This is a genomic window from Actinoplanes sp. TBRC 11911 (assembly GCF_012933445.1).
Classification (GTDB): Bacteria; Actinomycetota; Actinomycetes; order Mycobacteriales; family Micromonosporaceae; genus Actinoplanes.
Genome location: NZ_JABBNC010000002.1, coordinates 419860 through 444466, shown reverse-complemented (window position 1 = coordinate 444466; position 24607 = coordinate 419860). Strand labels below are relative to the sequence as shown.

Here is a 24607-nt window from a genome sequence, read left to right as displayed (position 1 = left end):
CGTGCGAGGCCTCGTTGGGGTAGAGGTCCTCCTCCCCGCAATAGGGGCAGTACAGCGGGGCCGACCGGGCGTCGCTCACTTGATGAGCTCCTCGTCCGCTCGGACCACCCACTGCGCGAAGCTCTCCGCGGACGACGTCCGGCCGGCGAGGTAGTTGCGGGCGATCTTCTCGACGTACTCGGGCAGCTCGGTCGCGGTCGCCTTGAGGCCACGCAGCTTGCGCCCGAACCCGGCCGTCTCGCCCTTCGACATGCCGAGACCGCCGCCAAGGTGCACCTGGAATCCCTCGACCTGCTCGCCGTGCTCGTTCATGACGAGCTGGCCCTTGAGACCGATGTCCGCGACCTGGGTGCGCGCGCACGCGTTCGGGCAGCCGTTGATGTTGATGGTGATGTCGACGTCGAAGTCGGCGAGCCGCTCCTCCAGCCGGGCCACCAGTTCCTCGCCGCGCTTCTTCGTCTCGACGATCGCGAGCTTGCAGAACTCGATGCCGGTGCAGGCCATCGTGCCGCGCCGCCACGCCGAGGGGCGCGCGTCGAGCCCGATCCCGCGCAGTCCGGTGATCAGCGATTCGACCCGATCGTCCGCGACATCAAGGACCAGGAGCTTCTGGTACGGCGTGAGCCGCACCCGATCCGATCCGTGCTGCTCCGCCAGGTCCGCGAGACGAGCGAGCTGGGTGCCCGAGGTCCGCCCGACGATCGGCGCCGCACCGACGTAGTTCCGGCCGTCCGACTGCTTGTGCACGCCGATGTGGTCGACCGGCTTCTCCGGCAGCTCCGGGGCCGGGCCGTCGAGCAGCGTGCGCCCGAGGTACTCCTTCTCCAGCACCTCGCGGAAGCGTGCGACGCCCCAGTCGGCGAGCAGGAACTTCAGGCGGGCCCGGCTGCGCAGCCGGCGGTAACCGTAGTCGCGGAAGATCCCGACCACGCCCTCCCAGACGTCCGGGATCTCGTTCAGCGGCACCCACACGCCCAGGCGCTCGGCGAGACGCGGATTGGTGGACAGGCCGCCGCCCACCCACAGGTCGAAGCCCGGACCGTGCTCGGGGTGCTCGACGCCGATGAAGGAGACGTCGTTGACCTCGTACGGCGTGTCCACCAGCCAGGAGATCGACGTCTTGAACTTGCGCGGCAAATTGGAATAGCGCGGGTCGCCGACGAACCGGTCGGTGATCTCGTCGATCGCGGGCGTCGGGTCGACCAGCTCGTTCACCGCGACGCCGGCGACCGGGCTGCCGAGCACCACGCGCGGGCAGTCGCCGCACGCCTCGGTGGTCTCCAGGCCGACGGCCTCGAGGCGGCGCCAGATCTCCGGCATGTCCTCGATGCGGATCCAGTGCATCTGGATGTTCTGCCGGTCGGTGAAGTCGGCGCTGTCGCGGGCGAACTCCTGCGAGATCCCGGCGATGGTCCGGAGCTGGGCGAGATCGAGGGCGCCACCGTCGATGCGGACCCGGAGCATGAAGTACTCGTCTTCGAGCTCTTCCGGCTCGAGCACCGCGGTGCGCCCGCCGTCGATCCCGGCCTTGCGCTGCGTGTAGAGGCCCCACCAGCGGAAGCGACCGCGCAGGTCGGCGGGGTCGATCGAGGCGAAACCGGCGTGTGCGTAGATGTTCTCGATGCGCGCCCGGACGTTGAGCGGGTTGTCGTCCTTCTTGCTGCGCTCGTTGGGGTTCAACGGCTCGCGGTGTCCGAGCGCCCATTGACCCTCGCCGCGCGCCTTGCGGGGGCGGGCGGTGGGGACTGCGGGGGTACTGCTGGGCGCCATGTCGGCGGTCCTCCGGGTTTTCGTGAGCGCGCTGCGACGCTCACGGCCACCTGGGGGCTCGTGACATCTGTGTCAGGAGTGGGCCGGCGCGTCGTGCGCGCCCGAACTCACATCATTCGGGCGGCGTCAGTAAGCCGGACACATGGCGCTGCGGACACGGCCGTAGTCGACGTGGCGCCGAGCCACGAAGCGGCGGTCAACTGCAGCAGTCATGCCGGTAAGCCTCTCACGAAGCAACCTTCTGAGCCAGGGCGGTCCACAATCCGGGAGTGTGGGAAGTAACACCGGCCCCTAACGCTTGCCCAGCGGTACCACCAGCACCGCCTCCGTCCCGCCCACCGCACGGTTCCGCAATTCGATGCTCCCGCGCAGCTCACCGGTGGCGAGCGCGCGCACGATCTGGAGGCCGAGCCGGCCCGCCGCGTCGGCCTGGAAGTCGTCCGGCAGGCCCTGCCCGTTGTCCGCGACGGTGACGTGTAGCTGCTTGCGGAATCGGTGCGCGGAGACTACGACCTCGCCCACCTCGGCGCGCGGCGCGTCCAGTTCGAGGTCTTCCTCGGGGGCCGGGAAGCCGTGCTCGACCGCGTTGATCAGCAGCTCGTTGAGCACCATGACCAGCGAGGTGGCGATCTCCGCGGGCAGCACCCCGAAGGTGCCCTCGCGGCGGATCTTCACGGTGAAGTTGGTGGCCGCGACCTCGGTGGCGGCGCTGGCGACCCGGTCCACGATGCCGTCGAAGTCGACCGCCTCGTCGCTGGACATGGACAGCGTCTCGTGGACCAGCGCGATCGACGCGACCCGCCGCACCGACTCCTGCAGCGCCATCCGGGCCTCCGGCGCGTCCACCCGGCGGGCCTGCAGGCGCAGCAGCGCGGCAACGGTCTGCAGGTTGTTCTTCACCCGGTGGTGGATCTCCCGGATGGTGGCGTCTTTGGTCATCAGCGCGCGGTCCCGGCGGCGGACCTCGGTGATGTCGCGGACCAGCACCAGTGCGCCGATCGGCACGCCGGCCGGCATCAGCGGCAGCGCCCGGATCAGCACGGTAGCGCCGCGCGCGTCCATCTCCTGCCGGGCCGGCGACTCGCCGCGGAGCGCGCCGAGGATCCGCTCGGCCGCGTCGTTGCCCTCCAGCGGGTCGGCGGCCAGGCGGCTGGTGAGCAGCGCGAGATCCTCGCCCACGAGATGGGCGTTGAAACCCAGGCGGCGGTACGCGGACTGGGCGTTCGGGCTCGGGTAGGTGACCTTGCCGGCCGCGTCGAGCCGGATCAGCCCGTCGCCGACGCGCGGCGCCGAGGTGGTCTCCCCCGGGTGATGCGGCGGCGGGAAGGTGCCGTCCGCGACCATCTGCGCCAGGTCGTCGGCGGTCGTCAGGTAGTTCAGTTCGAGCTGGCTGGGCGTACGGGCGGTGGAGAGGTTGGTGTCCCGGCCGATCACCGAGATGACCTCGCTCCAGCCCTCCTCGAGATCCTTGGTGTCGCGCAGCCGGACCGGGATCGCCTCGTGGCGGGCGGGGGTGTCGCCGTACCAGACCGGGTCGCCCTCGCGCCAGATCCGCTCCTGCGCGAACGCGATGTCGAGATGCGCGACCTCCGGCCCACCGACGATCTTGCCGACCTGGTCGTCCAGGTACGCGGTCGGCGCGGTGGTCGGCCGCACCTGGGCCACGCAGAGGAACTCTCGCCCGCGGCGCGTCGGCGACGGCTTCACCGGCACCCACATCAGCAGGTCGGCGAAGGACAGGTCGGAGAGCAGCTGCCAGTCGCCGGCCAGCCGGTGCAGGTGGTCGATCTCGGGTTCGCCGAGGCTGGTGTGCTCTTCGACCAGTTCGCGCAACGTGGACACGCGCCAAGCGTGCCACGCGCGACCCTCGCTACAGGGTCGTGGTCACCTTCTTGAGCCCGCGCGGGGCGTCCGGGTCCTCGCCCCGGGCCAGCGCCAGCGCGAGCGCGAGCCGCTGCAGCGGCAGGATGTCCAGCAACGGGCCGTGCCGCTCGTCGACGCCGGGCACGGCGAGCCGCCCGGACGCACCGGCGACGTCGGTCGCGCCGATCGTCACCACGTCGGCGCGGCGCTCGGCCAGCCGGGTCACCACGTCACGCATCGAGGCGCCGCCCGGCCCGTCGCCGACCACGGCCAGCACCGGCACGTCCGGGTCGGTCATCGCGAGCGGACCGTGCAGCAGGTCGGCACCGGAGAACGAGAGCGCCGGAAGGTACGACGTCTCCATCAGTTTCAGCGCGGTCTCGCGAGCGGTCGGGTAGGCGTACCCCCGGCCGGTGGTGACCATGCGGGAAGCGAAACGGTACCGCTGAGCCAAATCGTCGGCGGCGGTGTCGCGGAGCGCGTCCTCGGCGAGCTGCGGAAGCTTGTCCAGCGCGGTGCGCTCCTCGGCCGGCAGCCGGCCATCCCCCGCCCGTACGCCCTCGACCAGCATCAGCAGAGCGAGCAGCTCGGCGGTATAGGTCTTGGTGGCGGCCACCGCGCGCTCGTGCCCGGCGGCCACGTCGACCGACAGCTCGGCGGCCTGCGCCAGCGGCGACGACGGGTTGTTGGTGACCGCGAGCGTGAGCGCGCCGGTCTCGCGGGCCACCCGGAGAACGCCGGTGAGGTCGGGTGAGCCGCCGCTCTGGCTGACCCCGATCACCAGCGTGCCGGTGTAGTCGGGCCGCGCGCCGTACAGGGTGATGGCGCTGGGTGAGGCACTGGCCACCGGCAGGCCGAGGCGGATCTCGGTGAGGTACGCCCCGTAGAGCGCGGCGTGGTCCGACGTGCCGCGGCCGACGAACACCACGTTGCGCGGCGCGCGCCGGGCGATCTCGGCGGCCACACCGGCGATCGCGGACGAGTGCTCGTCGTCGAGCAACCGCGCGAATCCTGCCGGTTGTTCCGCGATGTCCGCCGCCATGCCCTGACCTCGCTGCGCCACTTGTTCCTCCCCGGATGAGCGTTATTAGCGCGATCGCTGCGCAGTCTTGCAAGATAAAGCTTAGTTGGTCAATCTTTCGCGCAATAATGAGCATGTGATGGGGACTGACATCCGGCCCCGTCTTCCCCTACTGTTCTCCCTCGTGGAAGCACGTCGCGCCGCCGCCCGCGCCCTGGAACTGGCAAGATCAGCCATGGCGGACGGCGACTCGTCGGCCGCCGCCGAACACGTGGCGAGGGCGCTCGGCCACGCGCCGGCCCTGCCCGAGGTGCACGAGCTGCTCAGCCAGTTGGCGGCCCGATCCGGCGACGGCGGGCTCGAACTCTTCCCGGCGGGCCCGCACGCTCCGGCCGGTGTCCTGGCCGCGCGCGCCCACCTGCTCGCGGCGGCCGGCCTACCCGAAGCGGCGCTCCCGTTATTGGCCCTGGCCAGCGCGCGCCAGCCGGCCGTCGAGTGGGCGGACGTGCCGTGGGTCGGCGAGCCCACTCTAGGCGTACGGATGGAACCTGATCTTCTGGCGCAGACCCTCATGCGGCTGTGCACCGCGGCGGGCGATCCGGCGCCGCCGTCCGTGCGGCCCTATCTGGCCGTGGTGCGCAACGCGATCGCGGCGCATCCCGAGCACGCGCTGCTGCTGGGTGCCGGATCGGCGCTGGCGCGGCGGATCGGCGAGAGCGGGCTGGCCATCGAGTGGGCGGCGCGGGGTGCGCGGGTGCGGCCGTCCAAGCTGGGAGAGATCTGGCTCGGGTACGCCTACCGCAGCGCCGGCCGGCTGCCCGAGGCGCTCGCCGCGCTCCGCCGGGCCGTCACGCACGATCCGGACGACCTGTCGGTGTACGCCGACATCGCCGGCACCCTGGCCGACAACGGCCGCCTCGACGACGCGCTGGCGTGGGTCGACCGCGCGCTGGCCCGCGACCCCGACTACGACTGCGCCGTGCACACCGCCCACCGGCTGCGGCACCGCGCCGACGGCGATCTGGCCCATCTCGTACGCCTCGCTGACTTCATCCGCGAGCACCCGGACGAGACGCACGAGCACACCGACCTCGCCGACTGCTGCCACACCATCCCGTGGCTCGGCGGCGCCCCGGCCGCGGCACCGCTGCCCCGCGGGAACGTGCCCGCCGCCGCGGAACCCGGCGCCGAGGCGGTCCGGCGACTACGTCAGGTCGCCACGCTCTCCTGGCCGCACCCGAGCGCCGCGTACGACGCCGCCGTGTCGTTGATCCTGGTGCCGGTGCCCGATCTGCTCGGGCTGCTCGCGCACCCGCCGGCCGACGTGGCCGCCGCCGAGGTGTGGGCCTGCCTGGGCCTGCTGCACCACGGCACCGAGGAGCCGTGGCTCGACTCGGCCCGCCGGCGGCTGCTGCTGGACCTGCTCGACGGGGGGCTCGACCGGGTCACCGAGGCCGCGCTGTTCGGCCTGATCGTCTCGGCGTGGATCGACCCGGACGCCCGCGCCGACGTGGCGTCGATCGTGGCGGGCCGGCTCACCGAGGTCGCGTCCCGGCCCGGCGCCCGGTCGGTGGCCGAGCTCGCGCTGGCGACGCCCGACCTGGACGCGAGTGCGCGCCAGCTGGCGACCGCGCTGACCCGCGTGCCGGTCATCCCGCGCCAGCGCAAGGGCACCCGCCACCTCCTCTTGCGCTGGAGGCGGGACTTCTAGTCCTCGATCACGGCGATCAGGTCGCCCTCCTGGACGACGTCGCCCTCGTTGACGGCGAGCTGCGCCACCGTGCCGTCCGACTCGGACAGCACCGGGATCTCCATCTTCATGGATTCCAGGATCACCAGGGTGTCCCCCTCGGCCACCTCGTCGCCGACGGAGGCCACGACCTTCCACACGTTGGCCACCATCTCGGCCCGGATCTCGTCCGCCATCGGGGAAACCCTCCTACATTTCGCTAACGGTCAGCGCCATCAAACCATGGATCGGTTACGGCCCAGTCGGGGGCCACCGCAAGCGCCGTCTACGATCGGAGGATTCGTACGTAGAGGAGTCGAACCATGGCAAAGAAGTCCCGGAAGAAGAAGGCTCGTAAGAAGAGCAGCGCCAACCACGGCAAGCGCCCCAACAGCTGAGGAACATAGAAAAAGGCCCGGCTTTCGCCGGGCCTTTCGCTTGCCTTACGGGAGGTATTCGCGGGTCTCCACCTGGACCTCGAGCTGGTCCAGCTTGACGCGGAGCCGGTCACGCAGCTCGCGCGGCGCGGTCTCGTCGCCGCAGCAACGAGCCACCAGAGCCTTCACCTCGTGCTCGATGCCGAACTCGCGCAGGCAACCCGTGCAGGTGTCCAGATGGTTCTGGATCAGGACGCGGCGATCCTCGCTGCATTCGAGATCCAGATACAGGTAGACCTCGCCGAGCACGTCGTCGCAGTCGGCGTCTTCGGGTTCGTCGTTCAGGCCGCTCATCGCCGTCACGCCTCCTGCGGTTCCGATGCGGTCCGGGTGATGCCGCGGTCGGCGGCGTACTGCTCAAGCAGCTTACGCAAGTTGCGACGGCCGCGGTGCAGCCGCGACATGACGGTGCCGATGGGCGTTCCCATGATGTCGGCGATCTCCTTGTACGAGAAACCCTCGACATCGGCGAGGTAGACGGCCAGGCGGAAGTCCTCCGGCAGGGACTGTAGGGCTTCCTTGATGTCGCTGTCCGGAAGGCGGTCGAGCGCCTCGGTCTCGGCCGAGCGCAGACCACCGGAGGTGTGCGACTCGGACGACGCGAGCTGCCAGTCGGTGATCTCCTCGGTGGGAGCCTGCACCGGCTGCCGCTGCCGGCGGCGATATGAGTTGATATAGGTGTTCGTGAGGATGCGGTACAACCACGCTTTCAGGTTGGTGCCCTCTTCGAACTGATGGAACGCCGAATACGCCTTCAGGAACGTCTCCTGTACGAGATCCTCGGCGTCGGCCGGGTTGCGCGTCATCCGCAGACCGGCCGCGTACAGCTGGTCCACGAATGGCAGCGCGTCCCGCTCGAAACGAGCGCGCCGATCCTCAGTGCGTTCCGTCTGGGCCACCCTCTGCTCTCCCCTCGACCGCCCCGCCGAGGATACGGGTACTGCCCCACTACCGGCTTCGAAAACCGGTGGTGTGCTGACACTCACCAATGGCATGGCGGGCTCGGGCTCCTTCACAGGCCACTCGGGGGAACTCAACAGGTTCCGCACCCGGTCGACCTCACGTGGGTCGCGCTGGATTCCAGCTCGCACCTCACAACCCCTTCCGACGTACGTCTCCCGGGTTGTGTAACCACAACAGGGCCACCAACATTCCGATCTCAGGCAGCCCATTTGTGTTGCTTCAGCCAGGTGCGGGCCAGCTCGGCCGTTTCCCGTACGCCTTGGCGCAGGTCATGGGTTGCACCGGGCCTGACCAGGACTTCTACGCTGGAAGTGGCCTCCGGCACGCCGAACGGATCGCGGTCCCCGTTCAGCACCAGGGTCGGGACGCGGGTGGGCAGTTCGCCGGCCCGGCTCTTCTCCGGCTTGCCCGGCGGATGCAGCGGAAAGGCCAGCGCCAGCACCCCGGCGGCACCCAGCGGCTCGGCCGTCCGGCAGGCCACCCGGGCTCCGCTGGACCGCCCTCCGAAGATCATCGGAAGCCCCGGCTCGCGCAGCTGCTCGATGACGGCCGTCCAGGCCTCGTCCAGCTGATTCACCGGTGCGGGTGCCTTCCGTCCCGCCATCCGGTACGGCTGGGTCACCAGCACCACCCGCACGCCGGCGTCGACCACCGCCTCGCGCACCGCGGTCAGGTCGGGCACGTCGACGCCGCCGCCGGCACCGTGCCCGAGAACAAGCATGCTGACGAGCGGGCCGGTCGGCTCCGTGATCCGGAGGCCGGCCGGCCCGCGTGGCGTCTCAATTTCGAAGCTGGTCACAGCTCCCATGATGGGCGATTCAGTGGCTCACCGGTTCCAGGGTGAGCAGGCGACGGTCTTCCTCGTCCGGTTCGTCCTCGACCGCGTCGCCGTTCGGTGTTACACGTTCGCGCCACGCGACCAGCATGGCCCGGCGCTCCCGGGGCGTGGTGCCGCCCCAGACCCCGTGACAGTCGCCCACCTGCAACGCCCAAGCGAGGCAGGGGCCCTGCACCGAGCACGTGCCGCAGAGTGCGATGGCACCCTCGGACGGCTCGTTCGGTGCCGGGAAGAACGTCTCCGGGTCGACGCTGCGGCAGGCGCCGCGCGTGCGCCACGCCTCGTCGGTGCGGCGTTCCCGGATGGCGTCGAGCAGTCGCGGATCGCGTCGTGCGATGGCCACTTCGTTCGGGCGCGGCATACGAGCCCGTGTCATCAGCCCACCTCCCCCGTGGGACCGGTGTTGCGTGTGGCGACGGCCCGCACCGTACGGAACCGGTACCACTCCGGCGCAGTTTTGTACCGCAGGGTAGGAGATCAGAACAAGGGTGTTATCAATCTTGAAACAAAGTTGCTAAAGGTAAACACGTCTATATACGCGCAAAGTAGACGGTCAGAACAGGGTCGCTTCGGTCTGCTCCGGGATGATCAACTCGGGGCCGTTATTACGGACATTTCCCACAGCGGCGCCGACCGGCCGCAGCTCGATCCCGGACGGGACCACCGGCGTCAGCAAAGCCGTCGCGTCCGGGGCGGTCAGCCACTCGTCCCAGTGCTCGCGGGACAGGACCAGCGGCATGCGGTCGTGCACCCGACGCAGCTCGCCGTCCGCCGCCGCGGTCAGGATCGTACAGGTCAGCACCGATTCCGGGCCCCACGCCGACCACAGGCCCGCGAACGCCAGCACGCCGCCGTCTTCCGGCGTCATGTAATAAGGCTGCTTGCGCTTGCCGTCGCGCAGCCACTCGAACCAGCCGTCGGCCGGGATCAGGCAGCGGCGCTTGGCGAACGACGGGGCGAAGGCCGGCGAGGTGGCCACCGTCTCGGAGCGGGCATTGATCATCCGGGAGCCGGCGCGCAGGTCGTCGGCCCACGGCGGCACCAGGCCCCAGCGCGCGGCGTCGAGCACGCGCTCCTGCCTTCGTTGCGACACCCGGACCAGCGGGACCGGGTCGGTGGGCGCGACGTTCCAGCTCGGCGTGAGCCCCTCGGTGACGTTGACGGCGTCGAAGAGGTCGCTGAGATCCGCTTCGCTCCGCGTCGTCGCGTACCGCCCGCACATGGCAGCAAACGGTACGCCTCACCGAGCGTGGGCGTGGTCCGGCGGATTGTCGGATGGGCTTTCGGCGCCACCTCCCTTCGCCGCCACCTCCGTTCGGCGCCACCTCCTTTCGCCGCCACCCCCGTTCGGCGCCACCCCCGTTCGGCGCCACCCCCGTTCGGCGCCACCCCCGTTCGGCGCCACCCCCGTTCGGCGCCACCCCCGTTCGGCGCCACCCCCGTTCGGCGCCACCCCCGAAGATCCTCGAACGAACGTTCGTTTTCATGAGCGGCTCGTGTGGCCCGGCGCGGAACTGTCGTACCCGAGCGGCAGAATGGCACCGTGAACGCAGAACTCCGCCCCTGGCTCGCCCCGACCGCCGCCGGCCCGGTCAGCACCTCGGTGCGCCTGCCCGGCTCCAAGTCGATGACCGCCCGCGCGCTGGTCCTGGCCGCGCTGGCCGACGGGCCGGGCGAGATCGAGCGGCCGCTGCGCGCCCGGGACACGAGGCTGATGGCGGCCGGGCTGCAGGCGCTCGGCGTGGGCGTCGACACCGCGGCCGACGACCGCTGGCTGGTCACCCCCGCGCCGCTGCTCGGTCCGGCCCGGGTCGACGTCGGGCTGGCCGGCACGATCATGCGGTTCCTGCCGCCGGTGGCCGGGCTCGCTCAGGGCACTGTCGAGTTCGACGGCGATCCGCACGCGCGCAACCGCCCGCTGCGCCCGATCGTCGAGGCGCTGCGCTCGCTGGGCGTGTCGATCGACGCGTCGCCGGCCGGCGGGTTGCCGCTGACCGTGTGCGGCGCCGGGCAGGTCGACGGCGGCGAGGCGGTGATCGACGCGTCCGGCTCCAGCCAGTTCGTGTCCGGGCTGCTGCTGTCCGCGCCGCGTTTCGCCAAGGGTCTGGTGCTGCGGCACGAGGGTCCGCCGGTGCCGTCCGCGCCGCATCTGCGGATGACCACGCACATGCTGCGGGCGGCCGGCGCGCGCGTGGACGAGAGCGTCCCGGACGTCTGGGCGGTCGAGCCCGGCGCGCTGCACGGCCGCACCTGGGTGATCGAGCCCGACCTGTCCGGGGCGGCGCCCTTCTTCGCGGCCGCCATGGTCACCGGCGGCGAGGTCACCTTGGCGGGCTGGCCGGCCGAAAGCTGGCAGCCGGTGCGCACGGTGGCCGATCTGCTCACCGAGATGGGTGCGACGGTCGAGCTGACCGACGCGGGTCTGACCGTCCGCGGCACCGGCTCGCTGCACGGCGTGACCGCCGACCTGTCCGACATCAGCGAGCTGACCCCGGTGATCGCGGCGCTGGCGGCGCTGGCCGACGGGCCATCCGAGTTGCGCGGCGTCGCGCACATCCGCGGGCACGAGACAGACCGGATCGCCGCGCTCGCCGCCGAGCTGACCAAGGTGGGCGCCGGGGTCACCGAGTTCCCGGACGGGTTGCGCATCGAGCCGCGGCCGCTGCACGCGACGTCCTTCGAGACGTACGCGGATCACCGGATGGCGCACGCCGCGGCCGTTATCGGACTCAGCGTCCCGGGCATCGAGCTCACCGACGTAGCGTGTACCTCGAAAACGTTGCCCGAGTTCCCGGAACTCTGGCAGGGACTCGTGGCAAGGAGCTAAATCTGCCGCCGCGCAAAAGGGAGTACGACGAGGACGACGTCCGGATCCGTCCGGGCCGCTCGTCCCGTCCGCGTACCCGGACACGGCCCAAACACGACGACGCGGTCGAGGCACTGGTGATCGCCGTCGATCGCGGGCGGTACGGGTGCGTGCCGCTCGACGCGCCGGACAGCCCGGTGATCACCGCGATGCGGGCGCGCGAACTGGGCCGCAAGTCGGTCGTGGTCGGTGACCGGGTCGCGGTCGTCGGAGACGTGTCCGGCTCGGCCGGGGCGCTGGCCCGCATCGTGCGGATCAGCGAGCGCACGTCCGCCCTGCGCCGCACCGCGGACGACGACGACACCACGCCCGAGGGCCGTCTGGAGCGGGTCGTGGTCGCCAACGCCGACCAGCTGGTGATCGTCAGCGCGCTGGCCGACCCGCCGCCGCGCACCGGGTTCATCGACCGCTGCCTGGTGGCGGCCTACGACGCGGACATCGAGCCGCTGCTCTGCCTCACGAAGGCCGACCTGGCCGGCCCCGAGGCGGTGCTGGACTACTACACCGAGCTCGACCTGCCGTACGTGCTGGTCCAGCCGGACAGCGACCTCGACGACGTGCGCCAGCGTCTGGCCGGGCAGATCTCGGTGCTGGTCGGGCACTCCGGGGTGGGCAAGTCCACCTTGGTCAACCGCCTGGTGCCGGACGCGTTACGCGCGGTCGGCGCGGTGAGCGCGGTCGGCAAGGGCCGGCACACGTCGACCAGCGCGGTGGCATTGCGGCTGCCGGTGGTCGGCCGTTCCCGCAAAGACCCCGGCTGGATCATCGACACGCCCGGGATCCGCAGCTTCGGCCTGGCGCACGTCAGCGCGGAAAGCCTGCTGCACGGCTTCCCCGACCTGATCGAGGGCACGCTGGAGGACCAGCCGAACTGCGGCCACACCGCCGACATCGACTGCCGCCTGGACGCGTGGGTCGCCGAGGGCAAGGCCGACCCGCGCCGCCTGGCCTCGTACCGCCGCCTGCTGGCCTCCCGCTCCGGCGAACACGACGCCCGAGACACCCCCGCCGAGGACGACCTGCCGGCGTAGCCGCACGACCGCAGCCGCCGACAAATGGGCCGGCCCGATTCCCCAGCGTCTGTCAGCCGACGTCAGCGTCTGTCAGCCCACGTCCAAGCTCTCACCGGCCCACGGCGAGCCCACCGACCCACAAACAGCCCCACTGACCCAGAGCCATCTGCCGCGGTGCCACGGCGAGCTGCCGCGGTGCCACAGCCAGCTGCCGCCGACCTACGGCGAGGCCCGCCAACCACAGCCAGCGGCTACCAGCCTCCGCCGCGCACAGCCAGCCTCCACCAGCGCCATCAGCGCGCAGCCAGCCCACAGCGAGCACACAGCCAGCCCACAACCGGCACACAACCAGCACCGCCAGCCCGCCGCCGGCGCAGAGCCAGCCCGCCGCCAGCACCGCCAGCACCGCCAGCACCGCCAGCACCGCCAGCACCGCCAGCACCGCCAGCACCGCCAGCACCGCCAGCACCGCCAGCACCGCCAGCACCGCCAGCACCGCCAGCACATTGTCAACCGCCACCGTCCGCGACGCGGAGTGAATCGCGCACACCGCAACGACCAAGGTCGATTCCCCGGCAAGATCAAAGGGCGCTTTTCATACCCTTTGACTATGTTCGTCATTGGCCGTTTCAGTGTTTGCGGCCGAATGTTCGAGACCTTGGAGAGTTACGCCCAAATACGAGCCATAACTCTCCAAGGTCTCGAAATCAGGCTCCGAACCTCGGTGGCCAAAGCCACAAATCTGGGTAAAACCACCGTCCACATGAGACCAGCGCTCAAGATGTGGTCATCCCAGACCGAATAGTGGAACTTTTCAGTTGTTACCCGCGCCGCTCACCCTGCGATGAGTTGGCCTTTCGTGGCGTGTGCGGAGCTGGGACGTTCCGGCCGTGGCGGGCGCCCACACCTGGTGAGGGTGGCCGCGGTGTGGGGAACCACAACCTCCCCAGCGCCGCAACTCCCCACACCCGGACGGGGGCCGCCACGGCGCGAGCAGCCACAACCTCCCCAGCGCCGCAACTCCCCACACCCGGACGGGGGCCGCCACGGCGTGGGCAACCACAACCTCCCCAGCGTCGCGACTGCCCAGACGTGGGTTGGTGTGGGGAACCATCGCCTCTCGGGCGTCGCGACTCCCCACACCCGGGTGGGGCGGCGGCCGCTGTGGGGAGCTGGGACCTGCCTGGGCCTAGCGGTGTCGCCTCGCACGGGGGACTCGCGGCCGACGGAGCCAGCTGAACAGTTCCGAATAGGCGTACGGGCGATTGGGGAGATGACGTAACCCACCGAAGCCAACCACCGCGGCGGCGAGAAGCGGCGCGAGGGGCGGCGCACTACGCGGACGGCGGTTGCAGGGGTCGATCGGCTAGCGTTCGACCATGGCCGGATACGCCGATGATCTCGCGCTTGCCCATCTGCTCGCCGACACCGCTGACTCGATCTCGATGAGCCGGTTCCGGGCGCTCGATCTCGTGGTCGAGTCCAAGCCCGACCTCACCCCGGTGTCGGACGCCGACAAGGCCGTCGAACAGGCGATCCGGTCCACGCTCACGCGCGCCCGGCCGCGCGACGGCGTCCTGGGTGAAGAGTTCGGGCAGTCGCCGGCGCCCGCCGGTGCGGGGAGCCGGCGCTGGGTGATCGACCCGATCGACGGCACCAAGAACTTTGTGCGCGGCGTCCCGATCTGGGGCACGCTGATCGCGCTGCTCGAGGGCGACACGCCGGTGGCGGGACTCGTTTCGGCGCCGGCGCTCGGGCGGCGTTGGTGGGCGGCGCGCGGGCACGGCGCGTACGCGGGCAAACACCAGCACGCCGCGACCCGGATCAATGTCTCGGGTGTCCGCCGGTGGGCGGACGCCAGCTTCTGCTACGCCAGCCTGGACGGCTGGCAGCAGACCGGCCGGCTGGACGCGGTGATCGATCTGAGCCTGGCCGCCTGGCGGAGCCGCGCGTACGGCGACTTCTACGGCTACATGCTGCTCGCCGAGGGCGCGGTGGACGCGATGGTCGAGCCGGAGCTCTCGCTGTGGGACGTGGCCGCGCTGATCCCGATCGTCAACGAGGCCGGCGGCACGATCACCGACTTCACCGGGCGGCCGCCGGCCGACAAGACGGCTTCCATCGCCTCGAACGGCACACTTCACGAAACCCTGCTCACGGCCCTCACGACCGGTGGGGTATCGGGTCCAAGGCGCTGAAACCTGGTCTATCGTGCAGCAGTGGTGTCCTCGGGCTGGATCTTCCTCGCTGCCATGATCATGGCGTACGGGGTGGCGAACCTGCTCCAGTCGAAAGCCGCCGCGAACACGACCGTGCACCACAGCTTCGACCCGGGGCTGCTGGTGCGGCTGGCCGGCCAGCGGACATACCTGCTCGGCCTCGGCTGTCAGATCCTCGGGTTCGTGCTCGCGTTCCTGGCTCGGCGTGACCTTCCGCTGTTCCTGGTGCAGTCGAGCGTCGCCGCCGGTCTCGGGGTGACCGCGATCCTCGGCGTGGTGCTGCTGAAGTGGTCGCTTCCGATCGCCGAGGTCGCCCTGCTCACGCTGCTGCTCATGGGCATCACGGCGCTGGTGATGTCGGCGGAACCGGCACATTCACGCCGGCTGGGCACGGCCGGCGTGGTCGCTCTGGCGGTGACGGTCCTGGTGATCGCCGCTGCCGGTTTCTTTGCCGTACGCCTGCACGGCGCCCTCGGCTCGGTCGTGCTCGGTTCCCTGGCCGGGATCGGGTTCTCGGCCGCCGCGATCGCCGCCCGGCCGTTGGCGAACGAACATTCGTTTTCCGGCTTCGTCGGCAACCCGCTGCTCTACCTGCTGGTGATCCACTCGCTCGTGGGTCAACTCCTGCTGGGCCTGGCGATGCAGCGCGGCTCGACCACCGCGGCGGTGGCCGCCATGGACGCGGCCGGCGCGGTGCCCGCCGCGATCGTCGGCCTGCTGCTGCTCGGCGACCGCATCCACGAGGGCCGCGGCTGGCTCGCCACGCTCGGCTTCGTGGCGACGCTGGTCGCCGTGGTCGGCCTGACCCGGTACGCGGAGCCGCAGCACCACCACGCCACCGCCGGGCCGCCCCGCCCCAAGCCAACCGCGTTACGCGCCGCCCACCGCTAGAGCGCCGGAGCACCCGGGGCAGCGCGCCTCAGCACCCGAGCCACTCACCGCGGGGCACCCAAGCACCCGCCCGTCCCCGCCACCCCGGCTCACCGTCAGGGCGCCTGGGCACCCGCTCGGCGCCGCCCACCCCGCCCGCCCCGCTCACCTCAGCCCGCTCCAACCCCCTACGCATGGGAATGGGGCATCGGGGTAAAAGCTGACCATAGCCAGCCGGGCGTATATGTCCCCATCGACCCGCTCTGTTGGGCTATGGGCCCAGCAACCGGTCCTCACGCCGCGGAAATGCGAAAAGAGGACGCGTTATGCACAATGGAGCGATCATGTCGAGCGAGGTGCACCACCTGGTGGATCACGGCCTGGCGTACCCGCTGGTCCGGTTTTCCGGGGTGCTCGACGCGACCACGGCCGCCCCGGTGCGCTCGATCCTCCTGGACCTGCTGGCCGGGCAACCCGAGGCCCTCGTGGTCGACGTCGCCGGGCTGGAACCGGTCGCCCCGGCCGCGGTCGCCATGCTCAGTGATCTGCGCCGGGAGACGGCCGACTGGCCGGCCGCTCACCTCTGCCTGTGCTGCCCGAAGGACGCCGCCGGGTGGCGGGCCACCGGATGGCCGGTCTGGCCGGAGCCCGGCGACGCCTTCGCCGAGCTGGGCGAGCCCGACCGCCGGACCCGGCTCAGCGCCGAGCTGGAACCGCAGGTCGGCGCCGCCCGGATGGCCCGCGACCTGATCACCGAGGCGTGCGCGCGGTGGGATCGCCCCGATCTGGTCGGTCCCGCGTGCATCGTGGTGACCGAGATGGTGAACAACGTGGTCGCGCACGCGCGGACGCCGATGACCGTGCTGCTGGCCGCCCACGACGACGGGATGAGCGTGGCGGTGCGGGACAACTCGGCGGTGCTGCCGTCGTATGACGGCGGCCCGGTCGCGCCGACCGCGTTCGGCGGCCGCGGCATGCTGCTCATCGATTCGGTGGCGAGCCGGTGGGGCAGTCTGGTGCTGCTGGACGGCAAGGTGGTGTGGGCGCTGCTGCAGGCGGACCACGAGCCGGAGCCGCCGCACAGTGATAGCCATGACGCTGCGGGCATGCCCGACCCGGCCCGCGGGTAGATTGCAACGATGCGAGACGACGACTACCCCGCTGAGGTGTCGGACCCGGAGGCTTCCGGTCTGCCGGACACCGCGGACGACGATTCCACCGCGTACGACTCGGTGGAGAGCAGCCGTTGGGCTGACGGGCAGGACCCGGCGGCGCTGGCCGGGGTGGGCCCGGGCGGTTCGAACCGCTTCGGTGACACCCCCGATGAGGCGTTGCAGGGCGAGTCCCTCGATTACCACCTGCGCCAGGAGGAGCCGGACACCGGCTGGGAGGATCCGATCCCGGCCGACCGGGACCCCTTCGACGAGACGGTGGACAGCTCCGAGCAGCGCAACTTCGACGCGGACGTGTGGGGCGCGAGCCCGACGTCGGACCCGAAGTCGCAGGTGTCGCTCTACGACGACGGCCAGCTCGACGACGACGACCCGGAGACGGTCGGTCGCCTGGTGGCGCCGGACGAGGGCTACGGCTTCGACGACGAGACCGACGCCATCGCGTACGACGCGGGCGCGGCCGGCGGCGGCGCGAGCGCCGAGGAGCTGGCCATCCACGAGACCAACGCCCCCGACTACGACTAGACCTTAATCAAGGCCCTGCTCGATGGCGTAACGGGTCAGTTCCACCCGGTTGTGCAGCTGGAGCTTGCCGAGCGTGTTCTGCACGTGGTTCTGCACCGTGCGATGGCTCAGCACGAGCCGCTCGGCGATCTGGCGGTACGACAGCCCCTTCGCCACCAGGCGCAGCACCTCGGTCTCGCGCTCGGTGAGCTTCGGCGCGCCCGGCTCCGCTCCGGCGGGGTCGGCCGCGAGCCGCCGGAACTCACCGAGCACCAGCCCGGCCAGCCCCGGCGTGAAGACCGTGTCGCCGGCCGCGGTGCGGCTCACCGCCGCCAGGAACTCCGGCAGCCCGGCCGATTTCAGCAGATATCCGGTCGCGCCCGCCTTCATCGCGTCCAGGACGTCCTGTTGCTCTCCGCTGGCCGAGAGCATCAGCACCCGTACGCCCGGAAGACCGTCCAACAGCCCGGTGATGACCTCGACGCCGGAAACGTCGGGCAGTTGCAGGTCGAGCACCACCACGTCGGGCCGGGCCGCCGCCGCGATGCGCACCGCCTGCAGACCCTCCCCGGTCGTGGCGACCACCTCGTACCCGGCCGCGGCAAGGTCGCGGCTCACGCCCTCGCGCCACATCGGGTGATCGTCGACCACCATGACCCGGATCGGCTCACTCACGGGATCACGATATCGGCGCGCGTGGCACGGTCATCTCCACCTCCGTGCCGACGCCGGGCGCGGACACGATCGTCACGCGGCCGTGCAGGTCCTCGACGCGGCCGCGGATCGACTGGGCCACCCCCAGCCGGCCGCGCTCGCGGGCCACGCTGAGGCGGTCCGCCTCGAAGCCGGGACCGTCGTCGCGCACGGTCACCACCACGGCGTCCGGTTCGTCCTCGACCAGGATGTAGACCTTCGTGCCGGGTGGGCAGTGCCGTTCGACGTTGTCCAGCGCGGCGGCCACCGCCGCGCCCAGCTCCCGGGCCACCCGCGCGTCCAGCACGACGGCGCCGGCCGGGCCGGACACGCTGACCGCCGGGGAGGCGTACGGGAGAAGCAATCGCATGAGATCGGCGTCGTGGCCCGGCACCTCGGCCGACCGGAGACCGGCGACCAGCGTGCGGAGCGCGGCCTCCTGCTCGCCGGCCAGCCGGGCCAGCTCGCCGGCCTCGCCGTCCAGCCCGGCGCCGCGACGCCGGACCAGCGCCAGCACCTGCAGCACCGAGTCGTGGATGTCGCGGGCCAGCCGTTCCCGCTCCCGGGTCGCGGCCTCCACCTCGACCGCCCGCTCGAGCCGCTCCTGGGCGACCTCGGCGAGCCGCACCATGTAGCCGACCGCGATCGCGGCCAGCAGCAACAGCACCGCGCCGGTCCAGGCGCCCTGGTCGTAGCGGGCCCGGACGGCCAGGTCGGTCGCGCCCACGACGAGCGCTGCCGCGATCCCGGCGCGGCGCCCGCGCGCGACCGCCCAGGCCAGGACGGGCGCGGCGTGCCAGGCCACGGTGAGGGTGGGCAGGCCGTCGCGCAGCCCGGTACGGCCGACGACGGGGACACTGGCCGCCATCACCACCATCGTGACGACCAGGTCGGCCACGAGCAGTGGCGTGCGGCGGCGGGCCGGATCGGCGTACGCGAAGGTGGTGTATGCCGTCCAGGAGGCAGCCAGTGCGAGAAACGGCCAGGCCAGCAGGGGCCGCTGATAGTCACCCACGTTGCGGATCACGAGGATCGTGATGTAGAGCAGCGCGGCGATGCGGTAGACGGCGATGGCGCGCCACAGCGGGGCCTGGAAGCCGGGCATGGGATAGACGATTCCACATGTTCCGGAACGCATCCTTATTGACTGATAGTCATCTATCTCTAAGGATTGTTAAAAGGTCTCCCCCGGAGGTACTCCCCATGTGCATCACGCGAATGCTCCTCGCCGCGGCCGTCGTCGCGGCGTCCCTGACCGGCCTCTCCCAGCACGACGTGGCCAGCGCCGCCGCCGGGCCGGTGACCTGGTCCGACGAGTTCAACGGCGCGTCCGGCACGCCGATCGACGGCTCGAAGTGGAAGTTCGACACCGGCGGCAGCGGCTGGGGCAACAACGAGCTGGAGTACTACACCAACTCGACCCGCAACGTCGTGCAAGACGGTCAGGGCCATCTGGCGATCACCGCCCGCAAGGAGAACCCGTCCAACCTGCAATGCCACTACGGCACCTGCCAGTACACCTCGGGCCGGGTGCTCACCGCGGACAAGTTCAGCCAGACGTACGGCCGGTTCGAGGCCAGCATCAAGATCCCCAAGGGGCAAGGCATCTGGCCCGCATTTTGGATGCTCGGCGGCAGCAACTGGCCGGCCACCGGCGAGATCGACATCATGGAGAACGTCGGTAGTACACCCAATACCGTGTACGGGACGATCCACGGTCCCGGCTATTCCGGTGCCGGCGGCATCGGCGGCAACCGGAGCATCGGATCCGCGCTCGGCGACGCCTTCCACCAGTACGCGGTGGAGTGGTCGCCCAACCTCATCGTCTGGTACCTGGACAACCAGGAGTACTTCCGCGTCACCCCGGCCAGCCTCGGCGGCCGGCAGTGGGTCTACGACCACCCGTTCTTCATGATCATGAACGTGGCGGTCGGCGGCTACTGGCCGGGCAACCCGGACGCGAGCACGGTCTTCCCGCAGACGATGCTGGTCGACTGGGTACGGGTCTCGGCCTGGAACGGTGGCACCACCCCGCCGCCGCCGGGTGGCGGAAGCATGCTGCGCAGCGCGTTGAGCGGGCGGTGCATCGACATCCCGGCGGCCAACCCGGTGGACGGGGCGCGGCTGCAGACCTACGACTGCAACGGCTCGGCCGCCCAGCAGTGGACCTTCAACGGCGACGGCACGCTGCGCGCGATGGGCAAGTGCATGGACCCGGCCGGCGGCGCGCTGGCCAACGGCACGCCGATCCAACTGGTCACCTGCAACGGCAACCCGGTGCAACGCTTCACCCTGTCGGCGGCCGGTGACCTGGTCAACGTCTCGGCGAACCGGTGCGTCGACGTCAAGGACCGCAACACCGCCAACGGCGCTCAGCTGCAGCTCTGGGATTGTGGCGGCGGCTCGAACCAGAAGTGGTCGAAGGCCTGATCACTGCGCGATCTTGTACGAGTCGCCGTAGACCTTCCAGCTCAGCGGCGCGCTCAGATCGAGGTTGCTGTTCCGCAGGAACACCCGCTGAGCCGTGTCGACCCGGGTGGTGTCGAGGTGTGCGCTCTCGGTGCGCATCGCCGCCTCCCGGGCGTTCAGGAAGGCGTTGAGGTAGGTCAGTTCGTCGCCGCCCTGTGCCGGGGTCCTGGCCACCTTCATCGCCGCCGCCCGGATGCCCTGCAGGCCGGAGACGCCGTGCATGACCGCCGCGTCGAAGTACGCGAACTGGCCGAGCGCGCGCAGCTTGTCGCCCTTGGCGAGTTTCACGGCCGGGGTGAAGTACATGCTGTCGCGGGCGTTCTCCTGCACCTTCTGAAAGACCGGGTCCTTGGCCGCGGTCCGCCACGCGAGCGGGAAGCCCGGGTCCAGGCCGGCGTGCGAGTCCGAGCCGTCGACGGTCCGCAGGGCGGGCAGGTAGCGGGCGAGCACGTTGCTCTTCTTGGCTTTCGTGTACGCGTTGACGACCGCCAGCATGTCCGAGGTGCCGGAGCAGAAGCCCGCTATCCCGCCGGTGTAGCCGCGACCGTCGCCGATGTCCTCGATGTAGCCGAACTCGCCGCGCCACGACTTCGTGGAGTTCTCGGCGCTGGACACCAGCTCCAGCGCGTACTCCTTCTTGCGGCCGTCCTCGAGCCCGGAGGCCGCGGATCCGGCGGGCGCCGCTACCGCGGCCAGCGGGGTCGTCGACGCCGGCCCGTACGCCTTGACGTCGGCCAGCGAATACCCACCCTCGGCCTGGCCACGCTGGGTGGCCAGCACCCGGACGTACCGGCCGCTGCCACTGAGCTTCGAGAGGTCGTCGACGCCGCCGTTGCCCGACGCGGTCGCGTAGAGGTTCTTCCAGTTCGCGCCGTCGGTCGAGGTCTGCACGCGGTACGCCTTCGCATACGCGCCCGCCCAGCGCAACTGCACCCGGGCGATCGAGCGCACCGAGCCGAGGTCGATCCGCAGCCACTGGGTGCCCGGCCCGGCGGCGCTCGCCCAGCGGGTGGAATCGGACAGATCGTCGGCCCGGGCGGCGGCGTTCGGCGCCAGCACCGACGACGCGGCGGCCGGCTTGTTGCGTGAAATGATCACGGAGCTGTCCGCGCTCGCGGCGACCGAAACGGCCAGCGGAACGCTCAGCGCCGCGCCGACACCGGTGCCGAGAATGATCGATCTAACGCTCCGCATTCCCCCAAGCTAGGTCGGCAGTTTCATGATCGCCGCCAAACGTGAGAGCTATCCCTTTCGGTAATCGTCCTTGCCGCGACGCCGACGGGACGACAGCACAATGACGAGCACGATCGCCGCGATCACGAACAGACAGCACAAACCGCCGAGCAGCCCGATCAGGCCGAACCCACTGCGCCGGCGCCGGTACCGCGCCGCCTCGATCGCCACGTCGGCGACACCGTTACTGGCCGCCCACGCGTGCACCGGCACGACCAGCGTCAGCGTCGCGCCGGTCACCGCCGCGGCCGCCCGCGACCACCACTTCACCATTGCAGACATGCCACCCATCGTGACCCATCCCGGCAAGACCGGTTGGATGGGTCCATGACCCTGATGAACGGCGAGCTGGCCGCTCTGGCCGCGGCGCACGGCGTGGCCACCTGGTACGAGGACTGGCATCGGCAACGCAAAGATGTCTCCACCGAGTCGGTGGTGGGTGTTCTCGCGCTGCTGGGGGTGGACGCGAGCACGCCCGCGGCGATCTCCGCCGGGCTGGCCGCGGTGCGCGAGCGGGACCGGCTGGGACGGTTGCCCGCGACGATCGTGGTGCGGGTGGGGACGGGGCGTGCGCTGCCCGGTCCGGGGACGCTGGAGCTGGAGGACGGCGGCACCCGCGAGGTCGACCGGGTGCCGGACGACCTGCCGCTGGGCTGGCACCGGCTGCGGGTCGCCGGCCAGGAGGTGACGCTCGTGGTGGTGCCGGTCGCGCTGCCCGAGGCGCCCGAGACGTGGGGCTGGATGCTGCAGCTGTACGCGCTGCACTCGGCCGGGTCATGGGGCATGGGCGACCTCGGTGACCTGCGCACGTTCCTGACCGGGTCGGGTGGTCCGGGGCTGGTGCTGCTCAACCCGCTGCACGCGATCACGCCGACGCTGCCGGTGCCGTCCTCGCCGTACTCGCCGTCGAGCCGCCGCTTCGCGAACCCGCTGTACCTGCGGGTGTCCGACACCGACGAATACCGCCGGGCCGATCCCGCGCTGCGGTCGCAGGTCGATGCCCTCAAGCCGGCCCAGCCCGCCGACGGGTTGATCGATTACAGCGCGGTCTGGCAGGCCAAGCGCGCCGCCCTGGAGCTGCTCTGGCCCCTCGCCGGCGAAGTCGACCTGGAGAGCGACGCCGGCTTGACCGATTTCGCCCGGTTCTGTGCGCTGGCCGAGCGCTTCGGACCCAACTGGCCGGAATGGCCGCCGGAATATCAACGGCCGGACGCTCCCGGCGTACGGGAATTCCGCAGTGATCGCGTCGCCTTCCACGCCTGGCTGCAACGGCTGCTCGAACAGCAGCTGGCGGCGGCGAACGAGGCGGCCCGGGACAGTGGCATGCCGGTGGGCGTGGTGCACGATCTCGCGGTCGGCATCGATCCGAACGGCGCGGACGGCTGGCTGCTGCGCGACGTGCTCGCCGAGGGTGTGCACGCGGGCGCGCCGCCGGACGCGTTCAACCAGCTCGGGCAGGACTGGGGGCTGGCCGCGTGGCGTCCGGACCGGCTCATCGAGACCGGGTACGCGGCGTACCGGGACATGTTGCGCCGGATCTTCCGGCACGCCGGCGGCCTGCGCGTCGACCACGTGGCCGGGCTGTGGCGGCTGTGGTGGGTGCCGCCGGGCATGGGCGCCGCGGGCGGCACGTACGTGCACTACGACCCGGAGGCGATGCTCGGCATCCTGGCGCTGGAGGCCACCCGCGCCGGGGCCGTGGTGATCGGCGAGGATCTCGGCACCGTGCAGCCGGTCGTCACCGAGGGCCTGGAACGGATGAACATGCTGGGCTCGGCGGTGCTGTGGTTCACCCGCGACTACGACGACCCGAAGAGCCCGTTCGTGCCCGCGGCCGACTATCCCCGCAACGCGCTGGCCAGCATCTCCACCCACGACCTGCCGACCGCCGCCGGTTTCCTGGCCGGCGAGCAGGTGCGCGTGCGCGCCGAACTCGGTCAGCTGGCCGGTCCGGTGGAGGCGGAAAGGCGTACGGCCGCGAAAGATCGCATGGCGTTGCTGGCGGCATTGCGCGACGAAGGTCTGATCACGACGGCGAGCACCGACCCGGAAATCATCGTGGCAATGCACGAATTCCTTGCCCGTACGCCGTGCCGATTTGTCACCGCATCGCTTTATGACGCGCTCGGAGAGGTGCGCCAGCCCAACCTACCAGGCACGATGTACGAGTACCCGAACTGGCGGATGCCGCTGGCCAGCAGTCTGGAACAGATAGCCGAGGACCCGCGTATCGCGACGATCGCCGGGATTCTCGCCCGACGAAAGGCAGGCCGATGAGTTTCCTGAACAAGGCCAAGCAGTTCCTCGACAAGCACGACAAGCAGGTCGACCAGGCTCTCGACAAGGCCGGCGACATGGTCGACAAGAAGACCCACGGCAAATACACGAGCAACATCGACAAAGCGGTCGACGAGGCGCAGAAGCGCACCGGCGAGGGCGACACCCGGCCGGAGCCGGGCCGCTAGTTCGACAGCGGTGGGGGCGGCGGGTCGTCGTCGACCGCGAAGAGCATCGGGTGCAGCGGGAGGTAGGTGTCCTGCTGCCGGCACAGGGCGGGCGGGAGCAGCGAGGACCGGTGCTCCGGGTGCTCCCGGCAGTGCCGCGTCGCCCGGGTGATCGCGTCGGCGTGGTGCCGGCCGCCTCCGTACTCGCCGCAGTGCTCGCAGTCCCAGCGCCAGTAGGCCGGGCCCTCGTCGGCCTCGAACTTGCGGATCCGCAGCGGCGGGCCGGCCTCGCGTTCGGCGGCGGCGAGAATCGCGGGCATCTCGCCGGCGGGCGGGGGCTGCCTGCCGATGATCTGGGTCAGAACGTCACTGGTCGACACGACCCGCCTCCTTCCGCTCGTTAGACTCGTTAGGCTCGTTACGCGCGTTTCGCTCTTTCGGCTTGCTCGTGAGTGTTACGCCTTTCCGAGCCCAAAAGAGCCTTTTTCAGGATTTATCGCCCG

The 24607-nt window shown here is 70.9% G+C and carries 26 protein-coding genes; 11 read left to right on the top strand and 15 right to left on the bottom strand.

The features are described 5' to 3' along the window. Positions 1-75: 75 nt before the first annotated feature. From HH310_RS05175 to HH310_RS05165, 3 genes are all read right to left on the bottom strand, one after another. Positions 76-1770 carry a nitrite/sulfite reductase gene (locus HH310_RS05175; RefSeq protein ID WP_169174206.1) on the bottom strand — a complete coding sequence of 565 codons (1695 nt, stop codon included), beginning with the start codon at positions 1768-1770 and terminating at the stop codon, positions 76-78. A gap of 291 nt (positions 1771-2061) precedes the next feature. After that, the gene (locus tag HH310_RS05170; protein ID WP_169174205.1) at positions 2062-3612 is read right to left on the bottom strand and encodes a sensor histidine kinase; all 1551 of its coding nucleotides are present in this window, start codon (positions 3610-3612) and stop codon (positions 2062-2064) included. A gap of 28 nt (positions 3613-3640) precedes the next feature. Next, positions 3641-4675 carry an SIS domain-containing protein gene (locus HH310_RS05165; RefSeq protein WP_169174357.1) on the bottom strand — a complete coding sequence of 345 codons (1035 nt, stop codon included), beginning with the start codon at positions 4673-4675 and terminating at the stop codon, positions 3641-3643. A 214-nt stretch (positions 4676-4889) separates the two neighbouring features. On the opposite strand from HH310_RS05165, the gene HH310_RS05160 reads away from it, so the two are divergent. Beyond that, positions 4890-6365, top strand: a complete 1476-nt coding sequence (locus HH310_RS05160) for a tetratricopeptide repeat protein (RefSeq protein WP_248293734.1) — start codon at positions 4890-4892, stop codon at positions 6363-6365. Here HH310_RS05160 and HH310_RS05155 read toward each other — a convergent pair. After that, positions 6362-6580: a biotin/lipoyl-binding carrier protein gene (locus tag HH310_RS05155; protein ID WP_169174203.1), complete on the bottom strand. Its 219-nt coding sequence runs from the start codon at positions 6578-6580 to the stop codon at positions 6362-6364. The genes HH310_RS05160 and HH310_RS05155 overlap by 4 nt on opposite strands. Positions 6581-6706: 126 nt before the next feature. Between HH310_RS05155 and HH310_RS45715 the strand changes: the two genes are divergently transcribed. After that, positions 6707-6781, top strand: a complete 75-nt coding sequence (locus HH310_RS45715; RefSeq protein ID WP_370657623.1) for a 50S ribosomal protein bL37 — start codon at positions 6707-6709, stop codon at positions 6779-6781. 45 nt (positions 6782-6826) lie between these two features. Here HH310_RS45715 and rsrA read toward each other — a convergent pair whose 3' ends face one another. From rsrA to HH310_RS05130, 5 genes are all read right to left on the bottom strand, one after another. After that, entirely contained in the window at positions 6827-7114 is a 288-nt protein-coding gene (gene rsrA, locus HH310_RS05150) for a mycothiol system anti-sigma-R factor (protein ID WP_169174202.1), read from the bottom strand. 5 nt (positions 7115-7119) lie between these two features. Next, positions 7120-7911, bottom strand: coding sequence for a sigma-70 family RNA polymerase sigma factor (locus HH310_RS05145; protein ID WP_169174201.1), 792 nt, complete (start codon positions 7909-7911; stop codon positions 7120-7122). 68 nt (positions 7912-7979) lie between these two features. Beyond that, positions 7980-8582 (bottom strand): alpha/beta family hydrolase, encoded by a 603-nt coding sequence (locus HH310_RS05140; RefSeq protein WP_396027489.1) that lies wholly within the window; start codon positions 8580-8582, stop codon positions 7980-7982. A gap of 19 nt (positions 8583-8601) precedes the next feature. Continuing rightward, positions 8602-8997 (bottom strand): WhiB family transcriptional regulator, encoded by a 396-nt coding sequence (locus tag HH310_RS05135; protein ID WP_169174199.1) that lies wholly within the window; start codon positions 8995-8997, stop codon positions 8602-8604. A gap of 177 nt (positions 8998-9174) precedes the next feature. Next, positions 9175-9843: an SOS response-associated peptidase gene (locus HH310_RS05130; RefSeq protein WP_169174198.1), complete on the bottom strand. Its 669-nt coding sequence runs from the start codon at positions 9841-9843 to the stop codon at positions 9175-9177. Between the two features lie 381 nt (positions 9844-10224). On the opposite strand from HH310_RS05130, the gene aroA reads away from it, so the two are divergent. Next, positions 10225-11448 (top strand): 3-phosphoshikimate 1-carboxyvinyltransferase, encoded by a 1224-nt coding sequence (gene aroA / locus HH310_RS05125; RefSeq protein WP_312033855.1) that lies wholly within the window; start codon positions 10225-10227, stop codon positions 11446-11448. A 2-nt stretch (positions 11449-11450) separates the two neighbouring features. Beyond that, positions 11451-12518: a ribosome small subunit-dependent GTPase A gene (gene rsgA / locus HH310_RS05120; RefSeq protein ID WP_211191805.1), complete on the top strand. Its 1068-nt coding sequence runs from the start codon at positions 11451-11453 to the stop codon at positions 12516-12518. A 91-nt stretch (positions 12519-12609) separates the two neighbouring features. On the opposite strand, the gene HH310_RS05115 is transcribed toward rsgA, so the two are convergent. Further along, the gene (locus tag HH310_RS05115) at positions 12610-13062 is read right to left on the bottom strand and encodes a hypothetical protein (protein ID WP_169174196.1); all 453 of its coding nucleotides are present in this window, start codon (positions 13060-13062) and stop codon (positions 12610-12612) included. Between the two features lie 817 nt (positions 13063-13879). On the opposite strand from HH310_RS05115, the gene hisN reads away from it, so the two are divergent. The 4 genes from hisN to HH310_RS05095 all read left to right on the top strand — a co-directional run bounded on the left by hisN (position 13880) and on the right by HH310_RS05095 (position 17286). Further along, complete coding sequence (gene hisN / locus HH310_RS05110) at positions 13880-14698, top strand: histidinol-phosphatase (protein ID WP_169174195.1); 819 nt, start codon at positions 13880-13882, stop codon at positions 14696-14698. Between the two features lie 54 nt (positions 14699-14752). Then, on the top strand, positions 14753-15610 hold the full coding sequence (locus HH310_RS05105) for a hypothetical protein (protein ID WP_211191804.1): 858 nt from the start codon (positions 14753-14755) through the stop codon (positions 15608-15610). Positions 15611-15933: 323 nt separating this feature from the next. Continuing rightward, positions 15934-16719, top strand: a complete 786-nt coding sequence (locus HH310_RS05100) for an anti-anti-sigma factor (protein ID WP_248293672.1) — start codon at positions 15934-15936, stop codon at positions 16717-16719. 9 nt (positions 16720-16728) lie between these two features. Continuing rightward, a complete protein-coding gene (locus HH310_RS05095; RefSeq protein ID WP_169174193.1) occupies positions 16729-17286 on the top strand; it encodes a DUF5709 domain-containing protein in 558 nt (185 codons plus the stop codon). 3 nt (positions 17287-17289) lie between these two features. Here HH310_RS05095 and HH310_RS05090 read toward each other — a convergent pair whose 3' ends face one another. Next, the gene (locus HH310_RS05090; RefSeq protein ID WP_169174355.1) at positions 17290-17919 is read right to left on the bottom strand and encodes a response regulator transcription factor; all 630 of its coding nucleotides are present in this window, start codon (positions 17917-17919) and stop codon (positions 17290-17292) included. A gap of 25 nt (positions 17920-17944) precedes the next feature. Beyond that, on the bottom strand, positions 17945-19063 hold the full coding sequence (gene macS, locus HH310_RS05085; protein ID WP_169174192.1) for a MacS family sensor histidine kinase: 1119 nt from the start codon (positions 19061-19063) through the stop codon (positions 17945-17947). 98 nt (positions 19064-19161) lie between these two features. Here macS and HH310_RS05080 point away from each other — a divergent pair, with 98 nt between their 5' ends. Further along, a complete protein-coding gene (locus tag HH310_RS05080; protein ID WP_169174191.1) occupies positions 19162-20388 on the top strand; it encodes a glycoside hydrolase family 16 protein in 1227 nt (408 codons plus the stop codon). Here the strand turns inward: HH310_RS05080 and HH310_RS05075 are convergent, their stop codons facing one another. Beyond that, complete coding sequence (locus HH310_RS05075; RefSeq protein WP_169174190.1) at positions 20389-21621, bottom strand: chitosanase; 1233 nt, start codon at positions 21619-21621, stop codon at positions 20389-20391. Between the two features lie 48 nt (positions 21622-21669). Then, complete coding sequence (locus HH310_RS05070) at positions 21670-21942, bottom strand: hypothetical protein (RefSeq protein WP_169174189.1); 273 nt, start codon at positions 21940-21942, stop codon at positions 21670-21672. 45 nt (positions 21943-21987) lie between these two features. Here HH310_RS05070 and malQ point away from each other — a divergent pair, with 45 nt between their 5' ends. Both malQ and HH310_RS05060 read left to right on the top strand, forming a co-directional pair. After that, positions 21988-23937 carry a 4-alpha-glucanotransferase gene (malQ, locus tag HH310_RS05065; RefSeq protein ID WP_248293671.1) on the top strand — a complete coding sequence of 650 codons (1950 nt, stop codon included), beginning with the start codon at positions 21988-21990 and terminating at the stop codon, positions 23935-23937. Next, on the top strand, positions 23934-24125 hold the full coding sequence (locus HH310_RS05060; RefSeq protein ID WP_169174188.1) for an antitoxin: 192 nt from the start codon (positions 23934-23936) through the stop codon (positions 24123-24125). Before malQ ends, HH310_RS05060 begins: the two co-directional genes overlap by 4 nt. Here the strand turns inward: HH310_RS05060 and HH310_RS05055 are convergent. Further along, entirely contained in the window at positions 24122-24484 is a 363-nt protein-coding gene (locus HH310_RS05055) for a hypothetical protein (RefSeq protein WP_312033838.1), read from the bottom strand. The genes HH310_RS05060 and HH310_RS05055 overlap by 4 nt on opposite strands. Positions 24485-24607: the final 123 nt, after the last annotated feature.